Here is a 21,229-nt window from a genome sequence, read left to right on the forward strand (position 1 = left end):
CCTTCTATGTTCTTGGTTGTTTGGTGCAAAATGTTTAAGAGAAGTTCCTACTCCCTCACTTTGTACTCCCTTAATAAAATGGGCTGCAAGTTCTCCTGCAAGGAGTGGATCTTCAGAGTAGTATTCAAAGTTTCTTCCACAAAGGGGAGATCTTTTTATGTTAACTCCAGGTCCAAGGAGTATTTGTACATTTTCAGCCTGGCATTCTTCGCCAATAGCCTTTCCCATCTTCTCAGCAAGGGATTTATCCCAGGATGCTGCAATAGTTACAGCAGTAGGGAAGCATGTAGCAGGAACAGTCTTACTAAACATGGTTTCTTCTTTTCTAAGTCCATGAGGACCATCCGACATTCTTATAGATGGTATTCCAAGTCTTTCAATGGGTTTTGTATGCCAAAAGTCAAGCCCAGAACAAAGGCTTGCCTTTTCCTCAAGGGTCATTTGAGATATGAGCTTTTTTATATCCACACTCATTAGTTTACCTCCTTAACTAATAATTGTAATAAAAAGGGGAGAGAATTTTTATTGATCTCTCCCCTTTTTAAATTCTTAGAGATTTTATACTCTTGTTTCAAGTTCTCCAATATCTTCCCATTTTTTATAGAGGGTTGGAATACTTCCAATGAGATTTTTTGTGTAATCGTGTTTAGGATTAGATATTATATCATCAGGAGTTCCTTCTTCTACAATTTCTCCTTTATACATTATTAATATTCTGTTTGAAATATAGTAGGCAAGTCCCATATCGTGGGTGATGAATATAATGGAAGTTCCTGTCTCATCTCTTAGATTTTCAAATAGTTTTATTATACCACCACGAGTGGATGCATCTATCATAGATACAGGCTCGTCTGCTATGATTAGAGATGGTTTTAAGAGCCAACATCTTGCAATCATTATTCTCTGTTTTTCTCCACCGGAAAGTTGATGGGGATATTTTCCAAGGATATTTTTAGGTTCTAATCCTACATGGATTAAGGCTTCTTCAATTAGTTCTTTTGATTTTGGATTGTTAGGATCTACGTCTATAAGTCTTAAAGCTTGGTGTAGTATTCTATCAATGGGATAAAATTGATTATAACTTGCAAAGGGATCTTGGAATACTGCGTGTACTTTTCTGTAGTAATTTTTCTTATCTTCTACTGTTTTTATGTCTTTCCATACGTTTATACCTTCTACAATAATGTCTCCTGATGTTGGTTTTTCAAGTCTTAGTATCATTTTAGCAGTGGTAGTTTTTCCAGAACCACTTTCTCCTACAAGGGATACAATTTCTCCCCTTTCTACAGAGAAGTTTATACTTTTTACAGCGTGAATTTGTCTTCTTACAAATAAACCAACTTCATATATTTTGTTTAAGTTTTTGACCTCTAAAAGTGCCATCTTTTTCTCACCTCATTTATTAAATAAGAAACATGCTACTTCTCTATTGGTATCTATCTTCTTAAGAGCAGGTTCCTGCTCTTCACAAATAGGCATCTTATATGGACATCTGGTATGGAATCTACATCCATGAGGAGGATTGGCAAGGTCTGGTGGTGTTCCAGGAATATACGATATTCCACGTTTTTTTACTTCAGGCTCAGGAGTTACTACCGAAAGTAGTAATCCTTTTGTGTAGGGATGTAATGGATCTTTTATGATATCATCTACTGGGCTATTTTCAACAATTTTTCCAGCATACATAACTACCATTCTTGTGGCAATCTGTCTTACCGTGGCAATATCATGGGTAATAAAGACAATGGATTCTACAATTTCTCTTTTTCTTAATTGTTCCAATGTTTTTAGAACCAGTTTTTGGTTTGCCACATCTAAGGCTGAAGTAGGCTCGTCACATATTAAAAGTCTTGGGTTTAGTAATGTTGCAATGGCTATTACTGCTCTCTGTCTCATTCCCCCCGAAAGCTCAAAGGGGTATCTATATATGTCATTAGGGCTTATTCCTACATCGGTAAATCTTTGTTTTGCTCTTTCTACAATCTCCTCCTCGTTAAGGGCTTTTTCAAAATGGTCTTTAACTAAATCCGATATAAAATCTCTTATCTTTTTAGTTGGCATAAGGGCATTCATTGCAGCTTGGGGAACTATGGAGGTCTCTCTTCCCCAGACGATTTTTTGAAGTTCTTGTCTTGGCATTTTGTTTAGCTCTAAGAAATCTGCTCCTGCATTTAAGGTGACTTTTCCATCAATAAAAGTTAATGGTTTTTTTATGTTCATGATCATAACATTAGAAAGGGTGGATTTTCCAGAACCACTTTCCCCTACAATGCCCACCACTTCCCCTTTATATACGTTTAATGTGACCCCATCTACCGCTTTTACATAGGTATCTCCTCTTGCATAATATGCTTTTACATTGTCTAAATTGATTATTAAAGTGCCTTTCATATTTTTATCACCTCTCTCTCAGTTTTGGATTGAATACTTCATCCATTGCTGTGGTAATGATTAGAAGAGAGGAAGTGAGAGCAACTATGATAACTCCTGGTGGGATAAACCACCACCAAAGTCCTCTCCTTATGGCTTCCATTAGGACAGCCCATTGGAGAACTATACCAAGGGTTACTCCCTTTGTAGGACCTAATCCAATAAGGCTTAATCCTGCTTCTCCCAAAATCCCACCATTGATAAAGAGAATAAATGCCATAAAGGTATAGGTTGCAATTGCAGGAATCAAATCCTCTATTGCGAGTCTAAAGTCTCCATACCCTGCAAGCCTTGAGAGATAGACATACTCTCTATTTATTAAACTCATAAGTTGGGCACGTATGGCTCTTGCAAACCAAGGCCAAGAGAGTATTCCCAGTATGACAGCAATAACTTCTAAACTTCTTATGTTTAAATAACTTGCAATTAAAATAGCAAGGAGAATACTTGGTATTGTTAAAACTATATTTGTTAAACCCATTAAAATATCATCAATAATACCGCCTTTAATAGCAGAGAATGTTCCTACAAGAAGTCCTATACTCATAGAAATTATAGCTACTAAAAATCCTATGTATAGGGATGATCTAGTTCCATTTAGAACCTTTGCTAATAGATCTCCACCATAGGTATCGGTTCCTAAGGGGTACTGCTTACTTGGAGGTTGTTCTGGTATTCCTGCAAAGGATGTTGGATCTTTTGGGTAAACAATTGGACCTAATATAGCCATTAAAACAATTAATAAGAAAATAGTCGCTCCCACAATAAATTTTGGACTTTTAAATAATGGTCTTATCATTTGTTTCCACATTTTAGCTTCCCTCTCCTTGTCCTAATCTTATTCTTGGATCCACAATGGCATACACAAAGTCCACAATAAAGTTAGCCAAGTATATAGCTACAATTAAGATTACAAAAATCGCTTGAATTAACGTGTAATCAAGGGTACTTAATGCTCTAAAAAGGATATATCCTGTTCCGGGATAGTTAAAAATAAGTTCAGTTATCAGGGCACCACCAAGAGCAGATCCTAAATTTAGAGCTAAACCAGTAATTTGAGGTAGTAATATATTTCTAAAGACATATTTGAATACAGTGTTATCCCTCATTCCTAAATTTACTGCAAACACCGTATAATCCGCATCTAATTCGTATATAACCAAAAGTCTTGTTCCAATCGCCCAGCCCCCAATAGCTGCAATCACTATGGAAAGAAAGGGGAGAATGTAATGATAAAGCACATCTAAGATAAAAGTTAGAGAAAGATTTGGTATTAGTCCTTGAGAGTATCCCCCTTGATTGGGGAAAATCTTTAGCTTAACAGCAAGGGTATAAATTAAGAGCATTCCTAACCAGTAATAAGGAATTTGACTTATAACAAGGGAAGAATTAAGCACAATATTGTCAATCCAGGTTCCTCTCTTGTTTCCAGCAATAGCACCAAGGGTATTCCCAATAATCCAAGCGGTTAATGTGGCGGGTATTAATAAAAATAAGGTCCATGGAATAAAGGGAGCTAAGACATCAATACACTTTTTAGGATAATAGTGAATAGACGTTCCCAGATCTCCCTTAAAAAGACGTCCTAAAAAATTTAGATATTGAATATGAATGGGTTTGTTAAAACCAAATTCTTCCATCATAGTTTTTTGTACATTTGACATGGTCTCTGGATTACTTGCTCCCTGTACTGCTATACGCTGGAGGATAACCGCTAATGGATTTCCTGGAATGGCTCTTGGCAAGATAAATATTATGGTAATTGCCACAAAGTATGTGAGTATTAGGAAGAAGAGCCTTCGTCCTATGTACTTTAAAAAAGGTTTCATAGCTGTTTTCGGCATTTACTCTTAAGCCTCCTTTATCTTGCTTTATATTTTAACTAAATAACCCCCCGGAAAACTCCGGGGGGTTTATATTCTGATTCTCGGTTAGGACCTTAGAGCATGGCCCATAAAGTTCTCCTTTAAATTTATTTTGCCTTTGCTAATGCATTGAGGACGTCGTTGGTTGGTATAAGGAGACCGCCTTTTGCTTTGAACTCTACCCAAGCTGGTACCTTAGGTGTTTGTCCTTTTGGAGCTATGCCAAAGAGTATTGGTAGTGCCATGTTGCTCCAAGGAGCAGCTGGGTACCACCATGGTTTGCTTTCGTTGGGCCATCCAGTCCATACAGTTTCGTTGTATTCATACCAGTGAGCTCCATAGAAGAGTGGAATTGCTGGGAGATCTCTGTAGATTATTCTTTGTAATTGATAGAATAATGTCTTCTTGACCTTTGGATCAAGGGTTGCAGCAATCTTATCTAAGAGTTTGCCAACCTCTGGATTGTTATATCTTTCAAAGTTACCATACTGATCTTGACCAAATGGTTTGTAAAGGGCTGGATCTAATACTAATCTGTAGACGTTCCATGGATGATCAAAACCAGGGCCTGCAGACCATCCAAGGATGAAGTCAAAGGTTCCTTGAGTCCATCTGGTCCACCATACAGAGAAGTCTGGGAATTCGGTCTTTACGTCGAGCCCAATTTCTCTCATGTTTGCTGCCATCATTTCACACATCATCATCCAGTCGGTCCATCCATTTGGAACTTGAATAGTGAAAGTACCCATTCTCTTTCCATCTGGACTGATTCTTATACCATCTTTTCCTCTCTTATATCCAGCCTTGTCAAGTATTTCATTTGCTTTCTTAAGATCTGTCTTAGGTTTTCCATCGGGAGAACCCCATACATATTTTGCATAAGCTTGATCAATGTATTCTCTGTATGCTTCAAAGTCGTCTATTACCATTGATGGATGAGCTTGGTTACCATAGCCAAAGTATGCTTTATCAAGCATCTCTTTATATGGTATTGCATAAGCTATAGCTTTTCTTACTGCAGGATCCTTGAGTAATGGATTGTAGTAGCTGATGTAGAGAAGATCAAGACCATCTGGCATGTAGTATGGTTTGTTCTTGAACCAAGTTCCAATGGGGAGCTTCTTCTGAGTCCAGAGGGAGCTTACATCGGGTATAAAGACTCCTGCCCAGTCAGCATTTCCTTTCTCAAAGTCTAAGTTTGCTACAGCATTATCTCTATAAATTACATTAGCAATGTATTTAGGAACAGGAAGCCCAAATACTGCTTTGCCCCACCAATCATCAATTCTTCCATATACTACAATGTTGGGATCTGTGTAGTAGAGTTTATATGGTCCAGAAACTACCTGTTTTTCAGGATCATTGTTCTGGAAATCTTTTACTGCTTGTACGCCTTGCTTTAATAGAGGCTCATAAACATGTTTTGGAACAATCCTTGTAGTGAAGGCATATCCTAAGAAAGAGGCATAGTTTTGTGCATCTGGTCTCATTACAAATTCTACTGTCTTATTGTCTACTGCTCTTACTGTTTGGATGTAATCCCACCATCCATTACCAGGTCCAAATCCTACTTCTTTTGTGCAGTTGAAGGTGAACACTACATCATCAGCAGTAATTGGAGTACCATCGCTCCATTTTGCAATATCTCTGATTTTTACTCTTAGTGTTCTCTTATTCACTGCTGTGAAGGATTCGGCAAGTACTGGTAGCCATCCATCTTTCATATTGCTGTAGATGAAAAGTGGCATGTACAAGAAATGCTCAGTACCATAGGTGGAAGAAGGTGCATATAAACTGTAGGTGGTTGCAGACCAAAGTGCTCCAACGGTATAAACTGTTTCATTACGTGGTAAAGAAACCTGACCTAATGTGGAAGGTACAAGTAGAAGGGTCAAAAGTAAAACTGTTAAAAACACCCCTAAAACTTTACCCCTCATTTTTACACCTCCTATTTTGGGGTAAATTTATATCTGGACCATGCTCCAGGTCCTTTCGTGTAAAAAATAATATCATAAGGAAACAATTTTGTAAAGAGGGTAATTTCATTTTGAAATTATTAAAATTTTTTAATAACTTTATGCAAAAAATTATTAAAATATTGGCTACACCTGAGGAACATCTGTGAAAATGAGTTCCTTTAAATCCACACTTTCTTTAAAGTAGTAAAAAGGATCTTCATAAATATTGAAGTTGTCCTTAGGAAAAATAAATATATTTGTTCCATGATTAGGTACATAAAAGAGGGCAAAATAAGGTAATTTTTTTCTTTCTTCCCAGATTTCCACTGCTTTTTTCATGGCATACTTACTCATTTCTTGCATGAGATCTACACCACATCCCACAGGAGGATACTCTCTTATATCTATAGGTATATAAAAAAATTTTGAGGAAGGATTTAAAATCTTATATCCTCTATGTAAATGAACCACTCCTATTATGGGTAGGTAATCAAGTTTTTCTTTCATCTCCAAAAGGGGCAGAGTAAATTCCTCTGCTTCTACAGATGGACCAATGGTTTCTTCCTTTTCTTTTTTAAATACTCCAACCTTACCGTTTTTTAAGGGAATGATAGGTGCTAAATCTTTATAGGATAAGTTACTTTTTACTGTACCGTATTTTCCAGAGCAGGTGACTATAAATATCCCATTCATGAAGTTTAACTCTTTAGGAGGTTTTATTTCGGGCTCAAAAGCCATAAAGGCTCCTTCTGCTTGTCTTGAATAATTCACAAGCCTAACGATGAGTTTTGCAAGATTTTCATCTTTTACTAAATTTCTTATTTCTACAGGTTCAGAAAGTAATTTCTTTTCACCCAGAAATTTACCAAGATTTATCATGCTATTTACAATTTTAGATTTTTTCCATACATCTTCCTTTATTTCCCAATCTATTTCCTCATAACCCCCTACTTCTTTACAAGATCCAAAAACCATAAGTCTTTTTGCCAGATCTTCTATCCTTAAGGATGGATGTCCTCCCTCTAAGGTTCCTAATATAACTTTATTCTCAGATATATTTTCCCCTTTATATGGAACAATAATATTTTTAAAAGCTCCTAATTTTGCCATGAGAAATCTTATAAGTTGAACTTTTGTATTTGAAGATAGACTATGGATATTTATATTGTCCTCAATAAATACAAGATTAATAAAATTGGGATGAAGTTCAGGGTATATCTCTAAATTTTTGCATACCTTCCTTCCAATACTAATAGCAAAGGGAGGATTTACTTCTGGAAGGGATTCTTTTAGGATTTCATTATCTTCAGGAAGCTTGTTGTTTTTTAATACCTCTTCTATCTTAGAATCTAATTTTCCTAAAAACACTGGATTTATTATTATCGCATAATTGTTTTTTACTTTCTTATCTTGCTCTTTTTTCCACAGGATTACCTCACAATTATGCTCTTTAAATTCTTGAACCAAAATTTCATAAATATAATCTTTTAAGTTTTCAATAGATTTGTCCATATTTTTGTTAACCTTTTGAATTTCTTTTAAGAGTATTAAAGTGGGGTATTTAAGCCACCAGAATTCTTTCTTCATTTTCTTCCTCCTTCACCTTTTTTAATTTATTATAATACGTTGTCTTAAGTTATTTATTAGGTTATTATTTAAAAAGTTAGAAAGAGAAAGGGAGGGATAAATGTGGGAAAGATTAAAGTAAAAAATCCTATTGTAGAACTTGATGGGGATGAAATGGCAAGAGTAATGTGGAAATGGATTAAAGAAGAGCTCATTTTTCCTTATTTAGACATTCCTATTAAATATTTTGATTTGGGAATCCAAAACCGAGATGCCACTTCTGACATGGTAACCCTTGAAGCGGCAAAAGCCATAAAAGAGTACAAAGTAGGGGTAAAGTGTGCTACCATTACGCCAGATCAGGAAAGGGTAAAAGAGTATAACTTAAAAAAAGCATGGAAAAGTCCTAATGCTACTATAAGAGCGTATTTAGATGGAACGGTATTTAGAAAACCTATTATTGTGAAAAATATTCCTCCTTATGTGAAGACATGGAAGAAGCCGGTAATAATAGGAAGGCATGCTTATGGAGATATATACAATGCTTTTGAATATAGGGTTGAAGAGCCTGCAGAAATTGAAGTTATTGTTAAAAATTCTGAAGTTAAAGAATTTAAGGTTCATACCTTTGATGGGAAAGGAATATTTATGGTTCTTCATAATACTGAAAAGTCTATAAGGAGTTTTGCAAAATCCTGCATAAATTATGCTCTTTCTGAAAAAGTAGATCTCTGGTTTTCTGCCAAGGATACTATATCAAAGATTTATCATGGATATTTTAAAGAAATATTCCAAGAAGAAGTAGAAAGAAGAAAAGAAGATTTTGAAAAGGCTGGAATAAATTATAGATATTTCCTTATTGATGATGCTGTGGCTCAGATATTGAAATCAGAAGGTGGGATGCTCTGGGCATGTATGAATTACGAGGGAGACGTAATGTCCGATATGATTGCTGCAGGGTTTGGAAGTCTTGGACTTATGACTTCTGTATTAGTCTCTCCTGAGGGAGAATATGAGTTTGAGGCTGCCCATGGCACTGTAAGAAGACATTACTACGAATACTTAAAGGGAAACAAAACTTCTACAAATCCTACCGCATCCATATTTGCTTGGACAGGAGGTATAAGGAAGAGAGGAGAATTAGACGGTACTCCTGAAGTAGTCAATTTTGCAAATAAATTGGAAGAAGCAACTATTAAAACCATAGAAAGTGGTATTATGACTAAGGATCTACAACCTCAAGCATATCCTCCTGTAGATAGATACTATTATACCGAGGATTTTATTAAGGCAGTAAAAGAAAGATTGGAATTTTTATTAAAGGAATAAATCTTTCCAAAACTTTAATAATTCAAAGAGATTGTTAAAGAGAAAGTTTGGATTAGAAGAGACAAGTTTTTCTTTTTGGGTGAAGGGGGAGAGAACTCCAATGGTTAGAATGTTGAGTTTTTTACTCATCTCTATATCCTCTTTTGTATCTCCTACATATATTACTTCCAAAGGTGAAAGGCTTAATTTTTTTAGTATTTTTAGAAGAGGTAAGGGATCTGGTTTTGGCTTTTCGGAATCTTCCCAAGTAATCCACCCATCTATATATTCTTCAGGATTGAGATAAGGTTTTTCTCTCTCTATATCTTCTTTAGTACTTGCGGTGACCACTCCTATTTTAAGGTTCAGTTTTTTTAAAAAGGTTAAATTTTCTACCGCTCCTTCTCTCCACTTTACCAGAGAATAATCAAAATAATCCTTCCATAGTAGATCTATTTCTTTCCAATATTTCTCTGGAATATTATGTTTTCTGTATATATCATACCAGTTTGGAGAAAATTTCTCTCTATACTCCTCTTCGGATATGATAAACCCGAATTTTTTAAAAATTTCTTTTGTGGCCTTTATACAAGCTGGAAATGAGTCTACAAGAGTTCCATCCCAATCAAAAATTATACCTTTAAGTTCCATGTTTTTATATTATATTTACAAAAACTTCCACTAAATTTGGATCGAACTGTATACCAGCAAATTTTTTTAGTTCCTCAATGGTTTCTTCTTTTGTTTTTGCTCTTTTATATGGTCTTCCCGAGATCATCACTTCATAAGCGTCGACTATGGCAAAGATTCTTGAGACCAGAGGTATCTCTTCTTTCTTTAAACCTCTTGGATATCCTTCTCCATTCCACCATTCATGGTGAGTAAGAATGTATTCTGCAATAGGAGCAAGTTCATAAGAGGTTTCAGCAATTCTATAGCCCACTTCAGGATGGGTTTTTACTTTTTTAAATTCATCCTCAGTGAGTTTTTCTGGTTTTCTCATAATTTCTTTTGGAATTGCTATTTCTCCTATATCATGAAAGTAGGAAAGAAATATTAGAGCTTCTCTTTCTATATCGGATAGGGTAAGGATGTCTGCCATTTTGGAGACCAATTCTTTTATTTTGTTTTCATGACTTTCACTTTCAAAGGTATTTTCCCATAAGAGATTTTTGAGGGATTTGAGGACAGAATCTCTAAAGGTTTTTCCTTCTATTAATTTGTTTCTGTACATTCTATCTTCGGCTCTTTTAAGTACTTCTAACATTTCCTCGTCTTTTTCTTCCTTGGTAGCATGTCCAAGGGCAATACTTAGAGGTATAGGATGTTTTTTATCTATTTCTTGATTATATTTTTCACAGTTTTCTTTTATCCTTTCACAAATTCTTTCTACGACATCTCTAGGAGTTTTAGGAAAGATTATGACAAATTCATCTCCTCCCCATCTTGCGATAATGTCTTCTTTTCTACAAGATTTTTTCAAGATCTCTGCCACTGATTTTAATAGTTTGTCTCCCTCCTCGTGTCCAAAGGCGTCATTTACGAGCTTTAAGCCATTAAGATCTCCCATTACAATACTTATAGGAAGTTGTCTTTGAGTATCAAGCCTTTTTAGTTCTTCCTCAAAGAAGGCTCTATTGTAAAGCCCTGTAAGTTTATCATGAAAGGTAAGATATTGAATTTCTGCTTCAAAGATTTTCTTTTCTGTAATTTCTTGTGTTATTTCTATAGCACCAATAACCTTGTTTTTCTCATTTAAAATGGGATAAGACTTTATATGCCATACCCTTCCGTCGGGAGTAGTGACTTCTCCTTCAGAGACTTCTTTGGTCTCCATAGATCTTATTACGGGGCAGTTTATACATGGAGTGTCTCTATAGTGCCAGAGCTTATAGCATTTTTTATCTGTAATGTTTTTGAGATCTAAGTCTAGGGAGATTTGGGCTGATTTATTAGCATAGACTATATTCATGTCTTTATCCAATACTATAACCATTTCTTTTAAGGTATCAAGAATTAATGTTTCAATTAATTTTTCATTTAATTCTTTCATACTTTTATCACTCCAAAAATTTCCTAATAATCTCTTCTAAGTGCTCTAAACTTTTATACTCTATAGTAATTTTACCTTTATTAGGGCTTTTAGGCTGAATTTTTACTCTGGTGCCTAAATATTGCTCCAGTTTTTCCTCAAGAGATCTTATCTCAGGAATTTCTATTTCATTCCTAATTTTTCTTTTTTTTACAAGGTCTTCGATTTCTCTTACAGATAGTTTTTCCCTTATTATTTTTTGGGCTAAAAGTTTTTGCATATTAGGGTCTTCTATTCCAAGGAGAGTTCTTGCGTGACCATAGGTTAAATTGCCTCTTCTTACCTCTTCTTGTATTTCAGGGGGAAGCTGAAGGAGTCTTAAAAAATTTGCTACTTCAGACCTACTTATAGAAAGTCTTTGGGCAAGCTCTTCTTGAGTTACATTAAAGGTCTCAATATAGTATTGGAATGCTTTTGCTTTTTCAATGGGATTTAAATCTTCTCTTTGGAGATTTTCAGTAAGAGCTATGTCCCAGGCTGATTGATCATCTATTTCTTTAATGATTACAGGGATTTCCTTTAATCCTGCAGTTTTTGCAGCATGGTATCTACGTTCTCCAGCTACTATTTCGTAATAATCTCCTTTAGGTCTTACTAATATGGGTTGTAGAAGCCCTAACTGTTTTATTGATTCTACTAACTCCTGAAGGGTTTCTGGATTTAAAGTTTCTCTTGGTTGGTTTGGATTGGGAACTATTTTATCTATAGGTATTTTTTCTATAAGTTTTTCTTCCTCTCCTATTAGGGCTTCAAGTCCTCTACCTAAGCCCTTCTTTTGAGAAGACACGTTGTATCACCTCTTTTGTGATTTCTCTATAAGCTTCTGCTCCTGAGGAATCTGGAGCATATTCAAAAATAGATTGGGAGTAACTTGGGGCCTCACTCAATCTTACATTTCTAGGAATAAGAGTTTTAAAAACTTTATCTTTAAAGTATTTCTGTGCTTCTTCTATAACTTGTTGGGCAAGGGTGGTACGGCTATACATGGTAAGAAGAACGCCAAGGATTTCTAAGTTTTGATTTAAATTTTTCCTTATCAAGTTTATGGTTTTTAATAGTTGACTGATTCCTTCTAAGGCATAATATTCACATTGAAGAGGAATAAGGACATAGTCTGAAGCAACTAAGGAATTAACTGTTAAGAGTCCTAAGGATGGGGGAGAGTCAATAAGTATTATGTCAAAATTTTCTTTTATTTTATCTAGGATTTCTTTCAGTTTTAATTCTCTAAAAAGCATAGATACTAATTCAATCTCTGCACCTGCAAGGTCTATATTTGAAGGAATAATAAATAAATTTTCCCTTACCTTATTTTTTCCATCTCCTAAGGAATAAATTACTTTTTCTATAGAAACCTCTTCAATAAGAGCTGAATAAAGATTAGGCTTTTGATTTTTAAGATTAGATATACCACTCGTAGTATTCCCTTGAGGATCAGCATCTACCAAAAGAATTTTCATCCCCTGTTCAGCTAAAGAGTAACCTAAATTTATTACTGTAGTAGTCTTACCTACACCACCCTTTTGATTGGCTACGCTTATTATTTTACTCATTGCTCTCTTTTGTAATGTTTCACGTGAAACAATTTTTAAAGTTCTTTTTTCATCTCCTCTACTTCTTTTTCGCCCTTTTTATAGAAGTTTTCCTCTTCCTTATCAAGCTCTTTTAATAAAGTTAAGAATTCTCCGGCGTGTACTTTTTCTTCATTAGCAATATCATAGAGCACTTTCTTGGCAAGAGGATCGTTAGTGGCTTCCGCTATCTCTTCATATAATTGGATAGCTTCATATTCTGCAGCAACAAATAATCTTATAGCTCTTATTAATTCCTCTTTACTAATCTTTCTTCCCACACCTAAAACCGAATAAGGAGTACCAAATTCAGGCATTCTTAAACCTCCCCTTGAAAAATTTTAGTTCTTATTATAGCATATAAAGCTATGATTGGGAATTCAGAAAGCAAAAAAGAAATTGTCATATCTGTATTAATAGCATCTTTTTTGACAAGTTTTATAGGCTCTGCTATAAACATAGCCATCCCTGTGATGGGAAAGGAATTTAAGCTTAACAATGTGGCTCTTACCTGGTTAAACACTTCTTTTCAACTTTCTGCTGCAACTTTTCTTCTTACTTTTGGGAAACTTGCTGATATAAAAGGTAGAAGAGAATTATATTATTTAGGAATTTTCATCTTTGCTTTTGGGGTTTTTCTCTCTATTTTTTCTATGAGTTACTCCTTTTTACTTTTGTCCAGGATTATTCAAGGTATAGGCAGTTCTATTATATTTGCCACATCTTCAGCTATATTAACTTCTCTTTATCCTCAAAGAAGGGGCTATATCCTTGGGATATATACCACATTAGTTTACTTAGGATTATCCTTTGGACCTATTTTAGGAGGTTTTCTAACCCAGTACGTAGGTTGGAAAGGTATTTTTGTTTTTACTTTGATATTAAGTATACTTAGTATGATTTTAGGATTGTTTTATAGGGAAAGGGAGTCAAAAAGGGAAGAAAAGTTAGATATATGGGGGACAATCCTCTTTTCCTCTTTTGTTTTTTTATTTCTTTTTGGAACAGCGCAAATTTTAAAACCTATGGGGATCATTAGTACTATAGCTGGAATTATTATTCTCCTTTTGTTTTATTTTTTAGAAAGAAAAGTCAAAGATCCTTTAATTGATGTAGAGCTTCTTATAAATAATAAAAATTTTACTTTTGCCAATATTACTGCTCTTATAAATTATGCCTCTACTTTCGGGGTTTCTTTTCTTTTGAGTCTTTATCTTCAGAATATAAAGGGGATTTCTCCAAGGGATGCAGGATTGTTTCTTATATTTCAACCTTTGACTCAAGCCTTATTTTCTTCCTGGGCTGGAAGACTTTCTGATAAGAAGAGACCAGAGATTTTAGCTTCTACAGGAATGTTTATTATTGGTATTTTTCTTTTTCTTCTTTCAAAACTTAGTCCTCGGAGTCCTATTTTCTTAATACCTATTTATGGTACATTTTTAGGCTTTGGTTTTGCTTTATTTTCATCTCCTAATACTAATATCGTTATGGGGTCTGTAGATAAGAAAGATTATGGTTTTGCTTCTTCTTTCCTTGCCACTATGAGGGTTATAGGACAAAGTTTAAGTATGGTTATGGTGAGTTTAATTTTTTCTTTAAATAATGACTTGATGAATTCTTATGGGACTCTTATGATAATATATGGAATTTTGTGTTTTGTAGGGGTTTTTCTATCTATAAAGAGACATGAGGTTCGTAAAACTTTTTAGCTTTTTGATTGTTTTCTTATTTCTTGGAAACTATATTCTTTCTTTTGATGAAAAAGAATTAGCCCTCAATATAAGGTTGGTTTTATGATTTTTAAAGAAAATTCTATGAGCGATTTTTTTATGCTGTGTTTTGGGACTTTGACATTGAGCATATGTATGATTTAGAGCATGTCTGGGTTTATATAAAAGGAAATTGGCATGGAAAGTATAGAAGTTTTGAAGAGTTTCAAGTAATTGATGGACATCCTGTAATTTATGCTCAGCCAGGAAAGCATAGTTTTGCTTCTGTAAAAGAATATTTTAACGGAGATTTATTTAATTACTTGAGAACCATAATTTCTTGTAAATTTTTTGCAGGGAAGAGTGGGATTCTACAAAAAGGATACAATATAGAATTGAAAAGAGGAGATGAAGAGTTTAAGAAAGAAATCCCAGAAAGAATAAGTTATCTTTTAACCAATATAAGAGAAAATTTTAATTTTCCCTTAACCTATTCTTATAGCAATTTAATCATACATTAAATGTCCTTTAAGATTTGTGTTTTATGATTTAGAATGAAAAAAAATTCGGGAGGTGTAAATCATGAAAAAATGGTTCTTAATCCTTATGATCCTTCTTATCTCATCGGGGGCCTTTGGACAACAGGTAATCATTAATGGCGCTGGTGCTACTTTTCCATATCCTCTTTATTCTCGATGGTTTTACGAATTTGAAAAAGAGACAGGTATAAAGATAAATTATCAGTCGGTGGGTAGTGGGGCTGGAATTCAACAGGCAAAAGCTGGTACTGTGGATTTTGGAGCCAGTGATGCTCCTCTTCCTGGAAAAGAACAAGAGGAATCAAAACTTGTTATGATACCAACTGTAGCAGGGAGTATTGCCATTGTATATAATCTACCTAATGTGGGAAAGGGTTTAAAGTTAACAAAGGAGCTTATTGCAGATATATATCTTGGAAAAGTTAAAAGATGGGATGATCCAAAGATAAAGGCTTTTAACAAAGATATTAATCTTCCTAATATTCCTATAGTGGTGGCAAGAAGGTCCGATGGAAGTGGAACTACCGCTATTTTTACCAACTTTTTATCTGCAGTAAGCCCTGAATGGAAAGAAAAGGTAGGAGCTGGTACCTCGGTAAACTGGCCTGTAGGAATCGGGGGAAAGGGTAATGAAGGAGTTGCTGGAATAGTTAAGAATACTATTGGAGCCATAGGTTATGTAGAGTTTGCTTATGCTGTTCAAAACAATTTAAACTATGCTCAAATAAAGAATAAATATGGAACCTTTGTCTATCCATCCATAGAGACTGTTAAATATGCAGCATCTTTCTTTAAATTACCCGAAGATTTTGCAGTTTATATAGTGGATGCGCCAGGCAAGAATAGCTATCCTATAGCAGGATATACCTTTTTACTCCTTAAGAGAGAGTATCAAGATTTAGAAAAAGCAAAGGCAATTATAAAGTTTATCACATGGGCTTATGAGAAAGGTGATAAATATGCTGAGGAGCTCCTTTATGTTCCTCTTCCTGATAATGTGAAAAAATTGGCTCTAAAGAAGTTAGAGCTTATAACCTATAAAGGTAAAAAAGTGGTAGATCTTTTGAAATAGTTGAATTGCAATAGGTTTAGAATCTTCTTTGGGAGGGTATGTCCCTCCCTTTTATTTTTGATATAATTTTTTACTATGATTTTTGAGAGGTTAGAAAAAGCGAAGGTTATAAAAAGGGAGAAAAGATTTAGATTATATGTAGATTATCAGGGAAAAGAATTACTCACATATCTTCCCAATTCAGGAAGGCTTCAGGATATCGTATATCCTTCTGCTACAGTGTATGTAAAGAGGAGAGAGGATAAGAAAAGAAAAACCCTTTATGAAGCAGTATTAGGAGTCCAAAATGGAGTACTGGTTTCTTTGAATGCAAGTCTTGCTAATAAAATTTTTGAAGAGAATCTTTTTCGTTTTCCTGTAAAAGTAAAAGAGTTGAAAAGAGAATTTAATTATCATGGGAAAAGATATGATTTTTTAATAAATAGTAAAATCCTTGTGGAAGTAAAATCAGTTACCTTAGTCAAGAATGGAGTAGGAATGTTTCCTGATGCTCCCACAAAAAGAGGCTCAGAACATTTAGAATTTATGAAAGATTGGATCTTTGAGAAATGGGTGATATTTGTGATCCAAAGAGAGGATGTAAGATTGTTTAAGCCTAATAAAGATCTTGATGAGAGGTTTTATCAGGCCACTCAGGTTCTTAAGAGAAGTGGTGGAGTGTTTTTTGCCTTTACCTGTTATGTGAGTGAATTTGGTATAGATTTTAAGGAGTTTGTAGATGTCCAAATATAAATCTGCTTTGGAGAAGATAAAAAGTATAGAGGAAATTGCTTATCCTGTTGTAGAGAAAAGAATAAGAGAGTTTGAGGCACTTGGAAAGTATGGGGACGAGTTGGATCTTTTCTCGGAGCTTTCTTTTTGTGTTCTTACAGCTAACTGGTCTGCTCAAGGAGGAATCAAGGCTCAAAATATTATAGGCAAGGTAAATTTTGCCCAATTATCCTTAGAAAAGTTAGTAGAAAAGTTAAAAGAAGTGGGGCATAGATATCCTATTACTAGGGCAAAATTTATTGTGGAAAATAGAAAGCTTATTGGTAGTTTAAGAAACATATGGAGAAAGCCAAGTATAGAGGCGAGAGAGATATTGATAAGAGAGGCAAAGGGTATAGGGTGGAAGGAGGCAAGCCATTTTTTAAGGAATACAGGGAAATTGGATGTAGCTATTCTGGATAAGCATATATTAAGATTTCTTTTTAACGAAGGAATAATTAATGAAATACCTAAGAGCTGGACCTGGAAAAAGTATGAAAATATCGAGAAAGAATTTACTGAGCTTTCTTCTCTTTTAGGAAAGACTCCTGGTGAGACCGATCTTTATATCTGGTATTTATTAAAAGGTAAAGTTGAAAAATAGTTTTTAAACAAGGGCTTTTTGAATATCTTTCAAGGAGAAGATAACTTCGCCAATTTCTCTTACTCTTATTTTTATCTTAGGATCTTCTTCTTCTATGGTTATGGTAAATCTAATCCTTTCTCCCTGATTCCATGAAAAGGGTGTTTCTTTATTTACCTCAATTTTTCCTCCTTCTATATTTATCTCTTCAATGTGAAGGGGCATAATATAATTTACAGCCTCAAAGGAGAAAGTTTTATTGTCTCTTTTTATAGAATTTCTGTCTATCATTTGAATAAAATAAGATAAATAGGGATTTGAAAAGAACATGTTTTTCTCCTCCTTTATGCCTTCATGGATTTTATCAGGAAAGTCAGAAATTATTGCAAACACATTTATACTTTTGAAAAACTTTGCTTTTTCCACATCATTTACAGTCCAGGGTATAAGGCGATGGTAATATCCTTCATATATTTCATGGACATAATTAAAATTTGGCTTTAAGAAATCAGATTTTGCTAAATAATTTTCAAGCTCCGATTTGGTGGGCTGGTGAACGTAAAGAAAAGCAATCTTTATCTTTGAATCCTCCTTTTTCAAACGATAAAGTCCATCATGCCAAAAGGATGAAATAATGTATTCTTTTAGATCAAATTTTTTTACTACCTCATATACTTCTCTAAAATCTTCTGGATTCTTTACTTCTATGTCCACAAATTTTTTCATATTTTTTACTAAGGCAAGAGCTTCCTCCAATGTAGCAATCTTTTCTCCTTGAATTTTTATATCCTTTATCTCATCAAATTTGGATTCTCTTATATTTTTGTCTATGCCAGTAAGTCTTAACAAGCTTTCATCGTGGGATAATGTTAAAACGCCATCTTTTGTTTTTTGGACATCAAGTTCAATTCCATCAGAAGTTTTTAATGCTTCTTCAAAACTTTTGAGGGTGTTTTCTGGAAAATAAGCACATCCCCTATGTCCAAGAATAAGCATGTTTATTCCTCCTCTTTTTTAGGTTCTCCTCCTTGAACCTGAAGAAGCATTAAAAGAGATAAAGTAAAGAATACTCCTCCTAAGGGAAATATTACAAAACGGGTTTTTAATAAATCCGCAAGAAATCCAGCAAAAGGAGGTGCTACAATACTGGCAAGCTGGGAGGAAAAGTAATAGAAGCCTGTATGGGTTCCTTGACTTTTAAGGTTTCCAAGATCAAGCACCATAGGAAGAGAATTAATATTGATTAAAGCCCAAGAAATTCCGCCTAATATAAAAATAATTCTTGTGATGAAAAGACTTTCAAAAATAATTAATCCTATAAAGGCAAGAATCATTCCTAAGAGTCCTATCATTATGGTTCTTTTTCTTCCTATTTTTTTAGCAATGAATCCTGAGGGAATAGAAAAGATCATGAAAGTTAAAGCAAGAATTCCAAGATTAATTTTTGAAATACTTTCTCCAAGGGTAGGATCTATTCCCTTCTCTAAAGCCATGTATACAGAATAAAAGGTCTCTACTGCATTAAATCCTATAAACCAAAAGAATATAGCAAGAAGCAAGAATATTAGGTTCTTGTCTTTAATATTTATAAGTTTTTTAAAAGAAAGCTCAGTTTCTTCTTCCATTTTTGTCATTATAATAGAGTCCTTAGTTTCCTTTATAGCTAAAAATATTACTAACACAGAAATTAATTGAATAATTCCTGCAATGGCAAATCCTAAGGGTCTGTTTACTACTGATATTCTTCCCACAAAGAAATAGGCAAGAAGAGATCCCAATCCTCCCATGAAATTTATAATGCCATTAGCGGGAGATCGGTGTTCTGGAGCGACAAGATCGGGCATAAGAGATATTACAGGTCCTCTTCCTACTGCTTGGGCAATATTCATGAGAAGGATTATCAAAACAAGAAGGATAAGAGAGGGGGTATTTATGCCAAAGAAAATGGGAATCCAAGGTATCAGAGAAAATAAAATGGCACCTATAGGAAGTGAAGTTATAATATAGGGCATTCTTTTTCCTATTTTGGTTAAGGTACGGTCTGAAAGGACACCAATTAAGGGAATAAGAAAGATGGCAAGGATATTATCTAAATTCATTACCCATCCTACAGCAAAGCTTGATATTTTATAAGTTTTTTGGAGTATTATAGGAATATCGGTATTATATATGGACCACAGGAGAGATATAGATAGAAAGCCAAAGCCTAATAAGAAGATTTTAAAAAAATTAAAGCCTCTATTCATTTATACCTCCCCATCTCTTTTAGGATATATTTTAACATAAACATAAGTTAGGTTATAATACATCTATTAAGGGAGATTTAAATAATGAGTGGGGAGTTTCATTATAACATAGAGTTATATCCTGAAGATTCCAAAAAGCTTCTTCTTTTGGAATTGGAGGTTCCCGAAGGAATTAAAGAAATAATTATTAAAGCTACTCTTGAACCTGAATACTTGTCCCATGAGGAATCTAAAAGATTGATTAAAGAAGCTATAAAAACTTATATTTCTCAAGGATTTGACCCTTTAGATATAAAACAGGTGCCTAATGATATCTTGGAGAAGATAATAAGAGGATTTTCTCCACTGAAAAATGTGGTGAATATAAGGGTATTGGATGCTGAAGGAAATTTTAGGGGAACAGGGGATCAAAGGTTTACCAAAGGGATTCCTATAAAGATTGGGGTTTGTGATAGTACTGTTGGTTGTGTATCAGGTGAGATAAAAGCTGGAATTTGGAAGCTGATTCTTGAAATAAAGCAAATTTTAAAAAAATGTATCTTGAACATAGTGGTTTATCTTCATCGGGAAGAGATCACTAAGGTGAAGGATATTATACTTTCCTATAATCCTGTTGTGAGAGAGCCTTATGATAAAAGTGGGTGGGTAAAGGGAGATGTTCATCTTCATTCCTATCATAGTGATGGAGAGCTCTCTATAGAAGAGCTTATAAAGTTTAGTATAAAAAGGGGACTTGATTTCATATTTCTTACTGATCACAATAAAATTTCAGGTTTTCATACTATTGAGTGGGAATTTTATCCTATTTATGGAGGTATTGAATTTACTACCTTTTGGGGGCATTTTCTGGGCTTAGGTATTAAGGAATATATTCCCTGGGATCTGGCAAATCCTGAGGTAGGAATAAGAAAGTTAAGTGAAAGGGTGCGATCTCAGGGAGGAGTTTTTTGTGTAGCCCATCCATATACTATCTCCGCCCCTGTATGTCCTGGATGTAGGTGTGAACTTTATCTTGATTATAATTTTGTAGATGCTATGGAGGTGTGGACAGGATCTTTTGAAATGAGAAGATTTGAGATTACCGAAGCTTTGAAAAAATGGAGAGAGCTTTTGAAAAATGGATACAGAATAACTGCTCTGGGAGGCTCTGATATGCATAAGATTGAGGATATAAAGGAGGATGTACCCCTAGTTTATGCGTATGTAGAAGATTTAAGTGAAGAAAGTATTTTAAAGGCTATCAGAGAAGGTAGGGTTTATATTACCACAGGTCCCCAAGTAGAGTTTTATATAAATGGCCATTCTATAGGAGAAAATGTAGATTTTAAAGAGGATTTAATTCTTAAATACTCTTGTGAGAAGGAAAGTGAACTTAAGATCATATACAATGGGGATGAGTACATAAAAATACCAGGCACTAAAAAAGGGGCTTTTCATCTAAAGCTTAAAGACCCTGGCTATGTTTATTTAGAGTTTTGGGAAGGAAAAAAACTCATTGCTTTTACTAATCCCATCTATTTAGCATAGGATGGGCGCCATT

Annotated in this window: 21 protein-coding genes; 7 read left to right on the forward strand and 14 right to left on the reverse strand. The window is 34.4% G+C overall.

Annotated features, from left to right (window positions below; translation table 11 throughout):
* The 7 genes from ACP5QL_RS04275 to ACP5QL_RS04305 form a co-directional block, all read right to left on the reverse strand.
* A partial coding sequence (locus ACP5QL_RS04275; RefSeq protein WP_428125619.1) for a glycoside hydrolase family 3 N-terminal domain-containing protein occupies positions 1-474 on the reverse strand: 474 nt, incomplete at its 3' end.
* Between the two features lie 84 nt (positions 475-558).
* Positions 559-1,383 carry an ABC transporter ATP-binding protein gene (locus ACP5QL_RS04280; RefSeq protein ID WP_428125621.1) on the reverse strand — a complete coding sequence of 275 codons (825 nt, stop codon included), beginning with the start codon at positions 1,381-1,383 and terminating at the stop codon, positions 559-561.
* Between the two features lie 12 nt (positions 1,384-1,395).
* Positions 1,396-2,391 (reverse strand): ABC transporter ATP-binding protein, encoded by a 996-nt coding sequence (locus tag ACP5QL_RS04285; RefSeq protein ID WP_428125624.1) that lies wholly within the window; start codon positions 2,389-2,391, stop codon positions 1,396-1,398.
* Between the two features lie 7 nt (positions 2,392-2,398).
* Positions 2,399-3,241 carry an ABC transporter permease gene (locus tag ACP5QL_RS04290; protein WP_012582630.1) on the reverse strand — a complete coding sequence of 281 codons (843 nt, stop codon included), beginning with the start codon at positions 3,239-3,241 and terminating at the stop codon, positions 2,399-2,401.
* Position 3,242: 1 nt separating this feature from the next.
* Positions 3,243-4,274 carry an ABC transporter permease gene (locus ACP5QL_RS04295; RefSeq protein ID WP_012582629.1) on the reverse strand — a complete coding sequence of 344 codons (1,032 nt, stop codon included), beginning with the start codon at positions 4,272-4,274 and terminating at the stop codon, positions 3,243-3,245.
* 128 nt (positions 4,275-4,402) lie between these two features.
* A complete protein-coding gene (locus tag ACP5QL_RS04300; RefSeq protein WP_428125628.1) occupies positions 4,403-6,232 on the reverse strand; it encodes an ABC transporter substrate-binding protein in 1,830 nt (609 codons plus the stop codon).
* Positions 6,233-6,397: 165 nt separating this feature from the next.
* Complete coding sequence (locus ACP5QL_RS04305) at positions 6,398-7,840, reverse strand: hypothetical protein (RefSeq protein WP_012582627.1); 1,443 nt, start codon at positions 7,838-7,840, stop codon at positions 6,398-6,400.
* A gap of 102 nt (positions 7,841-7,942) precedes the next feature.
* On the opposite strand from ACP5QL_RS04305, the gene ACP5QL_RS04310 reads away from it, so the two are divergent.
* Positions 7,943-9,148: an NADP-dependent isocitrate dehydrogenase gene (locus ACP5QL_RS04310; RefSeq protein ID WP_012582626.1), complete on the forward strand. Its 1,206-nt coding sequence runs from the start codon at positions 7,943-7,945 to the stop codon at positions 9,146-9,148.
* Here the strand turns inward: ACP5QL_RS04310 and ACP5QL_RS04315 are convergent.
* From ACP5QL_RS04315 to ACP5QL_RS04335, 5 genes are read right to left on the reverse strand one after another with little or no spacing between them, the layout of a single operon-like run.
* Positions 9,137-9,778 carry an HAD family hydrolase gene (locus ACP5QL_RS04315; RefSeq protein ID WP_012582625.1) on the reverse strand — a complete coding sequence of 214 codons (642 nt, stop codon included), beginning with the start codon at positions 9,776-9,778 and terminating at the stop codon, positions 9,137-9,139. The genes ACP5QL_RS04310 and ACP5QL_RS04315 overlap by 12 nt on opposite strands.
* Before the next feature lie 4 nt (positions 9,779-9,782).
* On the reverse strand, positions 9,783-11,180 hold the full coding sequence (locus ACP5QL_RS04320) for a diguanylate cyclase (protein ID WP_428125634.1): 1,398 nt from the start codon (positions 11,178-11,180) through the stop codon (positions 9,783-9,785).
* 7 nt (positions 11,181-11,187) lie between these two features.
* Positions 11,188-12,006, reverse strand: a complete 819-nt coding sequence (locus ACP5QL_RS04325) for a ParB/RepB/Spo0J family partition protein (RefSeq protein WP_012582623.1) — start codon at positions 12,004-12,006, stop codon at positions 11,188-11,190.
* A complete protein-coding gene (locus ACP5QL_RS04330) occupies positions 11,978-12,772 on the reverse strand; it encodes a ParA family protein (protein WP_012582622.1) in 795 nt (264 codons plus the stop codon). The genes ACP5QL_RS04325 and ACP5QL_RS04330 overlap by 29 nt, the downstream gene beginning before the upstream one ends.
* Positions 12,773-12,807: 35 nt before the next feature.
* The gene (locus ACP5QL_RS04335) at positions 12,808-13,107 is read right to left on the reverse strand and encodes a methyltransferase (RefSeq protein WP_012582621.1); all 300 of its coding nucleotides are present in this window, start codon (positions 13,105-13,107) and stop codon (positions 12,808-12,810) included.
* A 51-nt stretch (positions 13,108-13,158) separates the two neighbouring features.
* Between ACP5QL_RS04335 and ACP5QL_RS04340 the strand changes: the two genes are divergently transcribed.
* The 5 genes from ACP5QL_RS04340 (at position 13,159) to ACP5QL_RS04360 (ending at position 17,464) form a co-directional block, all read left to right on the forward strand.
* The gene (locus tag ACP5QL_RS04340; RefSeq protein WP_272996056.1) at positions 13,159-14,499 is read left to right on the forward strand and encodes an MFS transporter; all 1,341 of its coding nucleotides are present in this window, start codon (positions 13,159-13,161) and stop codon (positions 14,497-14,499) included.
* A gap of 125 nt (positions 14,500-14,624) precedes the next feature.
* Positions 14,625-15,020 carry a hypothetical protein gene (locus ACP5QL_RS04345; RefSeq protein WP_272996054.1) on the forward strand — a complete coding sequence of 132 codons (396 nt, stop codon included), beginning with the start codon at positions 14,625-14,627 and terminating at the stop codon, positions 15,018-15,020.
* Between the two features lie 61 nt (positions 15,021-15,081).
* Positions 15,082-16,110, forward strand: coding sequence for a phosphate ABC transporter substrate-binding protein PstS (pstS, locus tag ACP5QL_RS04350; protein ID WP_428125641.1), 1,029 nt, complete (start codon positions 15,082-15,084; stop codon positions 16,108-16,110).
* A gap of 75 nt (positions 16,111-16,185) precedes the next feature.
* Complete coding sequence (gene sfsA, locus ACP5QL_RS04355) at positions 16,186-16,842, forward strand: DNA/RNA nuclease SfsA (RefSeq protein ID WP_012582617.1); 657 nt, start codon at positions 16,186-16,188, stop codon at positions 16,840-16,842.
* Positions 16,829-17,464, forward strand: coding sequence for an N-glycosylase/DNA lyase (locus tag ACP5QL_RS04360; protein ID WP_012582616.1), 636 nt, complete (start codon positions 16,829-16,831; stop codon positions 17,462-17,464). The genes sfsA and ACP5QL_RS04360 overlap by 14 nt, the downstream gene beginning before the upstream one ends.
* 3 nt (positions 17,465-17,467) lie before the next feature.
* Here the strand turns inward: ACP5QL_RS04360 and ACP5QL_RS04365 are convergent, their stop codons facing one another.
* Positions 17,468-18,439, reverse strand: coding sequence for a glycerophosphodiester phosphodiesterase (locus ACP5QL_RS04365; RefSeq protein ID WP_272996050.1), 972 nt, complete (start codon positions 18,437-18,439; stop codon positions 17,468-17,470).
* 2 nt (positions 18,440-18,441) lie between these two features.
* Complete coding sequence (locus tag ACP5QL_RS04370) at positions 18,442-19,689, reverse strand: SLC45 family MFS transporter (protein WP_012582614.1); 1,248 nt, start codon at positions 19,687-19,689, stop codon at positions 18,442-18,444.
* 84 nt (positions 19,690-19,773) lie between these two features.
* Here ACP5QL_RS04370 and ACP5QL_RS04375 point away from each other — a divergent pair, with 84 nt between their 5' ends.
* Positions 19,774-21,216, forward strand: coding sequence for a CehA/McbA family metallohydrolase (locus tag ACP5QL_RS04375; protein ID WP_012582613.1), 1,443 nt, complete (start codon positions 19,774-19,776; stop codon positions 21,214-21,216).
* Positions 21,217-21,229 lie beyond the last annotated feature (13 nt).

The sequence above is a fragment of the Dictyoglomus sp. genome (assembly GCF_049968615.1).
Lineage (GTDB): Bacteria > Dictyoglomota > Dictyoglomia > Dictyoglomales > Dictyoglomaceae > Dictyoglomus > Dictyoglomus turgidum.

Excerpts from the sequence above, each read along its gene's own strand:
- ACP5QL_RS04280 (WP_428125621.1), bottom strand. The coding sequence starts at position 1,383 with ATGGCACTTTTAGAGGTCAAAAACTTAAACAAAATATATGAAGTTGGT.
- ACP5QL_RS04285 (WP_428125624.1), bottom strand. The coding sequence starts at position 2,391 with ATGAAAGGCACTTTAATAATCAATTTAGACAATGTAAAAGCATATTAT.
- ACP5QL_RS04290 (WP_012582630.1), bottom strand. The coding sequence starts at position 3,241 with ATGTGGAAACAAATGATAAGACCATTATTTAAAAGTCCAAAATTTATT.
- ACP5QL_RS04295 (WP_012582629.1), bottom strand. The coding sequence starts at position 4,274 with ATGCCGAAAACAGCTATGAAACCTTTTTTAAAGTACATAGGACGAAGG.
- ACP5QL_RS04300 (WP_428125628.1), bottom strand. The coding sequence starts at position 6,232 with ATGAGGGGTAAAGTTTTAGGGGTGTTTTTAACAGTTTTACTTTTGACC.
- ACP5QL_RS04305 (WP_012582627.1), bottom strand. The coding sequence starts at position 7,840 with ATGAAGAAAGAATTCTGGTGGCTTAAATACCCCACTTTAATACTCTTA.
- ACP5QL_RS04315 (WP_012582625.1), bottom strand. The coding sequence starts at position 9,778 with ATGGAACTTAAAGGTATAATTTTTGATTGGGATGGAACTCTTGTAGAC.
- ACP5QL_RS04320 (WP_428125634.1), bottom strand. The coding sequence starts at position 11,180 with ATGAAAGAATTAAATGAAAAATTAATTGAAACATTAATTCTTGATACC.
- ACP5QL_RS04330 (WP_012582622.1), bottom strand. The coding sequence starts at position 12,772 with ATGAGTAAAATAATAAGCGTAGCCAATCAAAAGGGTGGTGTAGGTAAG.
- ACP5QL_RS04335 (WP_012582621.1), bottom strand. The coding sequence starts at position 13,107 with ATGCCTGAATTTGGTACTCCTTATTCGGTTTTAGGTGTGGGAAGAAAG.
- ACP5QL_RS04340 (WP_272996056.1), top strand. The coding sequence starts at position 13,159 with ATGATTGGGAATTCAGAAAGCAAAAAAGAAATTGTCATATCTGTATTA.
- pstS (WP_428125641.1), top strand. The coding sequence starts at position 15,082 with ATGAAAAAATGGTTCTTAATCCTTATGATCCTTCTTATCTCATCGGGG.
- sfsA (WP_012582617.1), top strand. The coding sequence starts at position 16,186 with ATGATTTTTGAGAGGTTAGAAAAAGCGAAGGTTATAAAAAGGGAGAAA.
- ACP5QL_RS04360 (WP_012582616.1), top strand. The coding sequence starts at position 16,829 with ATGTCCAAATATAAATCTGCTTTGGAGAAGATAAAAAGTATAGAGGAA.
- ACP5QL_RS04365 (WP_272996050.1), bottom strand. The coding sequence starts at position 18,439 with ATGCTTATTCTTGGACATAGGGGATGTGCTTATTTTCCAGAAAACACC.
- ACP5QL_RS04370 (WP_012582614.1), bottom strand. The coding sequence starts at position 19,689 with ATGAATAGAGGCTTTAATTTTTTTAAAATCTTCTTATTAGGCTTTGGC.
- ACP5QL_RS04375 (WP_012582613.1), top strand. The coding sequence starts at position 19,774 with ATGAGTGGGGAGTTTCATTATAACATAGAGTTATATCCTGAAGATTCC.